This window comes from Pseudomonadota bacterium (assembly GCA_010028905.1).
Taxonomy (GTDB): Bacteria; Vulcanimicrobiota; Xenobia; order RGZZ01; family RGZZ01; genus RGZZ01.
In genome coordinates, this window is sequence record RGZZ01000251.1 from 1 (window position 1) to 7,445 (window position 7,445).

At 67.5% G+C, this 7,445-nt stretch carries 5 protein-coding genes; 2 read left to right on the forward strand and 3 right to left on the reverse strand.

Going from position 1 to position 7,445, the window contains the following annotated elements:
- Nucleotides 1–6 precede the first annotated feature (6 nt).
- On the reverse strand, nt 7–435 hold the full coding sequence (locus EB084_15815; protein ID NDD29725.1) for an anti-sigma factor antagonist: 429 nt from the start codon (nt 433–435) through the stop codon (nt 7–9).
- 71 nt (nt 436–506) lie between these two features.
- The gene (locus EB084_15820; protein ID NDD29726.1) at nt 507–3,566 is read right to left on the reverse strand and encodes an ATP-dependent helicase; all 3,060 of its coding nucleotides are present in this window, start codon (nt 3,564–3,566) and stop codon (nt 507–509) included.
- A 208-nt stretch (nt 3,567–3,774) separates the two neighbouring features.
- On the opposite strand from EB084_15820, the gene EB084_15825 reads away from it, so the two are divergent.
- On the forward strand, nt 3,775–5,415 hold the full coding sequence (locus EB084_15825; GenBank protein NDD29727.1) for a phosphoglycerate dehydrogenase: 1,641 nt from the start codon (nt 3,775–3,777) through the stop codon (nt 5,413–5,415).
- A gap of 8 nt (nt 5,416–5,423) precedes the next feature.
- Complete coding sequence (locus tag EB084_15830; GenBank protein ID NDD29728.1) at nt 5,424–6,533, forward strand: NAD-dependent epimerase/dehydratase family protein; 1,110 nt, start codon at nt 5,424–5,426, stop codon at nt 6,531–6,533.
- A 52-nt stretch (nt 6,534–6,585) separates the two neighbouring features.
- Here the strand turns inward: EB084_15830 and rimI are convergent, their stop codons facing one another.
- Complete coding sequence (gene rimI / locus EB084_15835; protein NDD29729.1) at nt 6,586–7,242, reverse strand: ribosomal-protein-alanine N-acetyltransferase; 657 nt, start codon at nt 7,240–7,242, stop codon at nt 6,586–6,588.
- Between the last annotated feature and the right edge of the window lie 203 nt (nt 7,243–7,445).

The window sequence follows — 7,445 nt, forward strand, 5'->3', positions numbered from 1 at the left end:
AGACGCTCACAGCGCCTCCCCCTCGGCGGCGGCGAGCTCCCCACCGTGTGCGGTCACGAAGTGGGACACGCTCTCATAGAACGTGAAGAGACGCTCGAGGTTGGTGAGGTGGAACAGGCGGCGAAGGCGCGGGTTGTTGCAGACAAACGAGAGCGTGCCGCGCTTCTCACGCATCTTCTGGCGCAGCTCGACGAACGTGCCCAGACCGCGGCTGTCGATGTGGAGCAGCGTGTCGAGGTCGATGAGCAGATGCTGGCAGTCGCCGGCCACGATCTCGAGACCCTTGGCCTGCAGCGACGCGGTACCGGCAACGTCGAGCTCTCCCCCGACCGAGAGAGCCACCAGCTCGGGCCCCCGAACACGTCTGTCTCTCCCTATCTGCAGCACCCCTCGGTCATACCCGATGCGCCATCTGATCAATCGCGAGACGCCCATGCCGTCTTCTTCAGGCAGCCACGCGCATCTCGGTCGCGCAACCCTTCACGACGCCGAGCCCAGGCCCGGGTCTACCGAGCCGCCGAAGGACAGATCTCGGAGAAGGCGCAGACGGCGCAGGCCCTGACCTCGGGGCGGGGCGTGTAGCAGCGTGCGCGAATGCCGCGGGCAGCATCTTCGATGACCGCACGCGCCTCTTCCACGTCGCGCTCGCTCTTGCGCGCCTTGCCACAGATCCCGGATTCGAGGAACTGGAGCTCGGTGTACTGCGGCAGACGACCCGTGGCCTGCCGCCACGCAAGCGCGTAGACCGCCAGCTGGAAGTTGTCGCGGGCGCGCTTGTCTGCGTCTTCCTGGGTGCGCACGTCGGTCGACTTGTAATCGATGATGGCGGCCTTGTCGCCGTCCCACACGTCAACGCGATCGTATCGCCCCACCACTCTCGTGCGCCCCAGCACGAACGTGAACTCCTCCTCGACGATGGCCGGCGCCCTGCCCCCCGCCTGCCGCTCGACCCAAGCCGTGAGAACGCGCTGCCCCTGCGCGAATCGCTGCTCCTCGTGCTCGAGCGAGAGAAACCCCTCGTTGACCCAGGCGCCGCCGAAGACCGAGAGCACGCGCTCGAGAGACGGCATCTCGCCCTTCTTGCGCTCGCCGTTGTAGAACGAGATGGCCTCATGCAGCGCGCGGCCGTAGACGACGGCGTGGTTCGACATGAGCGGAACCCGCAGCACGTGCACGAACTTGAACTTCAGCGGGCAGGTCATGTAGTCGTCGAGCTGCTTGTGTGACAGGGTGAGGAACTGCTCATCCGGGAGCGGCGCGAGCGCTGACACCGGGATCTCGACCCCCGGCGCATGTCGCTCGATGGCCTCGGCCGCCGACGTGCGATGCGCAGCAATCGATCCCCCCTCGGTGTCGAGCGCCTCGAAGATGAAGCGACTCGGTCGCGCCGCGCGCTTGGCCCCCGTGTCGTGCGACCCGAAGATGTAGAGCCGCCGCTGCGCCCGCGTCATGGCCACGTAGAAGAGGCGGCGCTCCTCCTGCACGTGGGCATCGCCGCTGGGCAGCACCTGGCGCAGCATCTCAGCGGGAAGCGGCAGCCGATCAGCGCGGGAGCGTGATGGGAAGCGTCCCTCGATCGCGCCCACGACGAACACGTGTCCGAACTCGAGGCCCTTTGACTTGTGCACGGTGAGCACCGAGACCGCGTCGAGATCCGGATCGGCCTCTGCCACCGCGGGATTGTCTCCCGCCTCCATCAAGAGATCGAGGTGCGCCACCAGCTCGGGAAGCCGCCCGCGCTCGTCGACCATCTCGTAGCCCTTCACCACATCGAAGAAGCGCGCGATGTTGCGGATGCGCAGGTCATCTTCCGGCGTCTCGCAGCGACTCAGGCGCTCGAGAAGGCCGCTGCCGCGAAGAAAGGCGTAGAGCACCTGCCCGGGCGGCTTCCAGGTTGCTTGCTCGATGTACTGGCGCACGTCTGCGAGCAGCCGCGTCACCGTGGCGCGCGAATCGGGCGCAAGACCCTGGAAGAGCCCGATGTCATCGGCCGTGGGGGTGTACCCGGCTCCTCGCCCCGCCGACTCGACCTCGGTGGGCGCCTGCTCGACAACGCGCAGCACGTCGAACAGGCTTGCGTTGCGCCTGCGCGAGACGCCGCAGAGCGAGGCCAGGTCGACGGCGTCGAGCGCATAGATCTCGGAGGCCGCCATGGCGTAGAGCGAGACGCTGTCGCGGGGATCTGCCACCACGCGCATGAAGGCGATCAGCAGGCGTATCTCCGGCCGCGTGTAGAGACCGTGGCTTCCGCTGAAGCGGAAGGGGATGCCGCGCATGTTCATCGCCCGCAGATACGGATCAGCGTCGCGGTTGCCTCGAACGAGCAGCGCGTGCTCTGCGAAGGAAGCGCCCGCAGCATGACGCTCGGCAATGATGCGGGCAACTTCGTCGGCCTCGGTCGACACAGCGTCGAACATGCGGAACACAGGAGCGGCGTCGTCGTCGGCACGCCCCACGAGTCGCTTGTCGATGCCGGTGCGCACCTCGAGACGGTCCGGATTGTTGTGCACCACGAGACGATAGGACGCGTCGAGGATGGCCTGCGGCGAGCGGAAGTTGCGTGTGAGCACGACGTTGCGCGCATCTGGATAGACGTCACCGAACTGCAGGATGTTCGAGATGGCGGCACCGCGGAACCGATAGATGGCTTGATCGTCATCGCCCACCACCGTGATGTTGCGGTGCCCCTCGGCCAGCAGGCGCACGACCTCGAACTGCGCGTGATTGGTGTCCTGGAACTCATCGACAAGGATGTATCGATACCGCTTGCGGCACGCCGCGAGCACCGACGGACGGGAGCGGAAGAGCGCGAGCACGCGGTACACCTGGTCCCCGAAATCGACGCACCCGTTCTCGGCCATGAGGCGCTCGTAGGCCTCGTAGGTCGCCGCGAGCTCGCCTTGCCGACGCGCCTCATCGGCCGTCTCGACGTCGTCCGGGACGGCCCGTGCCTGGGCGGCGATCTCGTCGGCGAAGCGCCGGTAGTCGGCCGGCGTGCAGTCTTCGTCCTTGGCACGGGCGATGAGGGTGGTCAGCGCCTCGAGGTAGGCTGTGGGGTTGCCGAGAGGCCGATAGATGTCGAGGGGCATCTCGAACAGGTGGCGCTTCAGGAAGATGATCTGCTGCGCCTTCGAGAGAACGGCGAGGTTCGGATCGAGGCCGCCCTCGAGGGCGTTCTCGCGCAGCAAGCGATATCCGAAAGCGTGGAACGTGCTGATATCGAGACTGGTGTAGCCGTAGGGCAGCAGGGTGTCGACCCGCTCCTCCATCTCGCGCGCGGCCTTGTCGGTGAAGGTCAGGGCGAGGATCTCCTCCGGACGGGCCCGTCGCGACGCCACCAGCCAGGCGATGCGGCGCGTGACGACCGTGGTCTTGCCGGTGCCCGCGCCGGCCACGATGAGCAACGGCCCTTCGCAATGGGTGACCGCGTCGCGCTGCGCGTCGGTGAGGCCCTCGACGATGGGCGCGAGCGTTGTGTCGCGCGTGGGCACGAGAAGGCGATCATCCGACGGCGCCGGGGCGTGGGCGAGGACGGGCTCATCGGTGCGCATGGCCGTGCCTTCCACGCGCGCCGACCCGGGTTCCTGTCGGAATCGCCGACGCCGCGGGGCGCTCGCAGGCGTGCGAGAAGGAGAACGGGCGTTGGCGGCCGTCGAGCCGGCGCCCCATGGCCATCGAAGAGGGACTTGGCGTCGAGACGGTGAATCGCCTCTGCCGCCCCGCGAGACGCATCTCAGATCTCGCGGCCACCCGATCCCGAGGAGAGAGCTGCCGATGTCTACCCAGACCCTGCCCGAAACCACCGCTGAGCTTACCACCAAACCCTTTCACGTGGTCGTCTCCGACCCGCTGCCGGCCGAGGCTCTCGAGAAGCTGAGAGGCGTCGCGCGCATCACCGCCCGCGACTCGTTCCCGAAGGAAGAGCTCATCGAGATCCTCAAGAGCGCCGACGCCCTGCTCGTTCGCAGCGGGACCAAGGTCACCGCAGAGATCCTCGAGCACGCGAACAAGCTGCGCATCATCGGCCGCGCTGGCGTGGGCGTCGACAACATCGACGTGAAAGCCGCCACCCAGAAGGGCATCATCGTGGTCAACTCTCCAGAGGGCAACACGGTGTCGGCCGCTGAGCAGACCCTGGCGCTCATGCTGGCCCTGCTGCGCCATCTGCCCCAGGCCGCCGCCTCAACGGCCAAGGGCGGCTGGGAGCGCAAGAAGTTCACCGGCGTCGAGCTCTACAACAAGACCGTGGGCGTTCTCGGACTCGGCAAGATCGGCCGCGAGGTGGCCAGCCGCGTACGTGCGTTCAAGGCCCGGGTCATCGCCCTCGATCCGTTCATCACCGAGGAGCACGCCCGAGAGCTCGACCTCGAGCTGGCCGATCTCGACACCATCCTGCGCGAAGCCGATCTCATCACCGTCCACACGCCCCTCACGAAGGAGACCCGCGGGCTCATCGGTCGCGACCAGATCGCAAAGATGAAGAAGGGCGCGCGCATCGTGAACTGCGCTCGCGGCGGCATCGTCGACGAAGAGGCGCTCTACGAGGGCATCACGAGCGGTCACCTGGGCGGCGCGGCCCTCGACGTCTTCGGCGAAGAGCCGCCGGTAGGCTCGAAGCTGCTCGGCCTCGACAACGTCATCTGCACGCCGCACCTCGGCGCCTCCACTGAAGAGGCCCAGATGAAGGTCGCCCTCGACGTCGCCGAGCAGGTGGCCGACGTTCTGCAGGGCAGACCTGCACGCGCCGCGGTCAACCTTCCCTCGCTGCCCGCCGAGCAGATGGCCGTGCTCGAGCCGTACCTGCACCTCGCTGAGCGCATGGGCGCGTTCCTGGCTCAGATGTCTGAAGGAGCCATCGAGCGGGTCGAGGTCGCCTACGGGGGCGACCTGTGCAAGCTGCGCCTCGAGCCGGTCACCTGGAGCGTGCTGAAGGGGCTGCTGTCGGTCAATCACGCCGAGAGCGTCAACTACGTGAATGCGCCGGTCATCGCCCAGGCACGTGGCATCCAGGTACAAGAATCGCGCCGCGGCCAGGTACGCGACTATGTGAACCTCATCGAGGTGAGCGTGCGCACCAAGAGCGAGGAGCATCGCTGCGAGGGCACCATCTTCGGAACCGATGACGCGCGCATCATCAGCGTCGACGGCCAGCGGATGGACCTCCACCCGGCGGGGCACAAGCTGATGACCTGGCAGGAAGACACCCCCGGCGTGGTCGGCCGAATCGGCACCTTCCTCGGAGAGAGCAACATCAACATCGCCGAGATGCAGGTCGCCCGCGACAAGCCCCGCGGCCAGGCGCTGATGGTGCTGTCCATCGACGAGCCCGTAGGCCCTGCCCTGCTCACCCGCATCCAGGGCATGAGCGGCATCCGCAACGCCCGCGAGGTCAGCCTGGGCGACCCGCGGAACTAGCCAGCGCCATGAAGACAGTCACCGTAATCGGCGGAGGAGGCGTCGTCGGACGGCGCATCTGCGCTGAGCTCGAGCGAGCGGGTCTGGCCCGGGTGCGTCTGGCCGGCCGTGACTCGGAGGCCTCTCGCGCCGTGGCGCACCGCAACGGGCTCGAGTTCCGGCCGTGCAGCCTGCGCGATGCTCGCTCGCTGGGCGAGGCCATCGATGGATCGACAGTGGTGATCGACGCCGCCGGTCCTTTCCAGACGCGCGATCTCACGGCGGCGAGCGCGTGCATCGAAGCTGGCATCCACTACATCGACGTGGCCGGCGCCCGATCGCACGTTCTCGGCGTGGCCGCGCTCGATGCGCCCGCCCTGCATCGCGGGGTTCTGGTGACTTCCGGCGCCACATTGATGCCCGCCCTGAGCGCCGCCATGCTCGACGAGACGGCGAGCGCCTTCGAGCGCATCTCCGACATCTGCGTGGCCATCACGCTGGGCGCGCGAAACCGCCACGGAGAAGGGACCACGGCCAGCGTGCTCGACGGCCTCGGGAGGCGCTTCCGCATGACCTCCCAGGACAAGGACCGCCTGGTTCGCGGGGGCGACGATCCCCGCGCCCTCGATTTCCCGGCGCCCACCGGAACCCGTGTCGTGAGCTTCTTCAACGCTCCAGACGTGGCCCTCTTCCCGGAGCGATACGCAGCGTCGACCGTGCGGGTGTACTGCGGCATCGAGGGGCGCATGGCCACGTTCGCCCTCTCCCTGGTCCGATGGGTGCGACGATATCTCTACGATGTCGACCTCATGCCCTGGAGCGCGCTCGCACATCGGGTTCTGGGATCGATGGTGCCAGGAGGAAGCGGCGGCGAGTCGCTGGCCGTCTGGGTGCGGGGAACCGACGCCGATCAGCGGCCGCTGCAGCGACGTCTCGCGCTGGTGAGCACGAAAGATGAACCCGTTCTCGAGAGCACCCCGGCGGTTCTCCTCGCCGAGCGAATCGTCACGCAAGGCCCTCCCCGCGTCGGCGCTCTCCCGTGCACCGACGTTCTCTCGTTTGGTGAGCTCAAGACCGCGTTGACACGCCGGGGGGTCAAGGTCTTCAAGGGCGATGCCTACGAATGGGAAGAGTGCTGACGAAGCAGCCCGCGCGCGCAGCAAATCGCCTGCCGCGTCTGGCGCATGCCGCTCAGGCGCTAGACGCCGCGAGCAGCGCGCGGAACGAGCCCTGCTGCATCTGGCCCACCCACAGCACGAGCGCATTCTCGCCGTTCTCGTAGTACTTCTTGCGCAGGCCCACCTGTCGGAACCCGAACGACTGATAGAGCGCAATGGCCGCGACATTGCTCTCACGCACCTCGAGCACCGTCCAGCAGGCGCCTTCGTCGACGGCATTGGCCAGCAAGGCCGCCAGCAGGCGCCGCCCGATGCCCCGTCCGCGGCGCGCGGGATCGACGGCGAACGTGGTGATGTGCAGCTCGTCGAGAACCGCCCAGGCGCCTACATATCCCGCAACCGCCCCGTCCTCGAGCGCGACGAGATAGCGCGCGAGCGCATTCTCCTCGAGCTCTTTCTCGAACGATCCCTCTCCCCAGCTGACGGGAAACGAGGCGCTCTCGATGACGCGCATGGCCTCGATGTGCTCTGCGGCGAGCCTCACCACAGAAATCGTCACGAGAGATCCCGCAAAGGGGGCAGAACAGGCTTCTTCACATCGGGAGGACGCAGGTAGAGGGCAGAGACCTCGGCGTACCCCACCTCCTCGGGCGGTCCATGATCTCCACGGGCCACGTGGGCAGCGTAGCGCGCGTGGGGACACCAGGCTTGCGCAGGTGCTTCCCAGCAATCTCTCGCCGCGGCCCGCAGCACGTCACCATAGCGAACAAGCGCGCTGCCGCCGATCGCCACGTCTGGCCCCGATCTCTCGCCCACCCACGCCACGGCTTCCGCCGGAGAGAGAACGAGACACGCGGCTTCAACGAAGAGACCGCTATCGCTGCGTTCGAAGCACGCCGCAAAGATCTGGCCCTTGCGCGCGTCGGTGAGCGC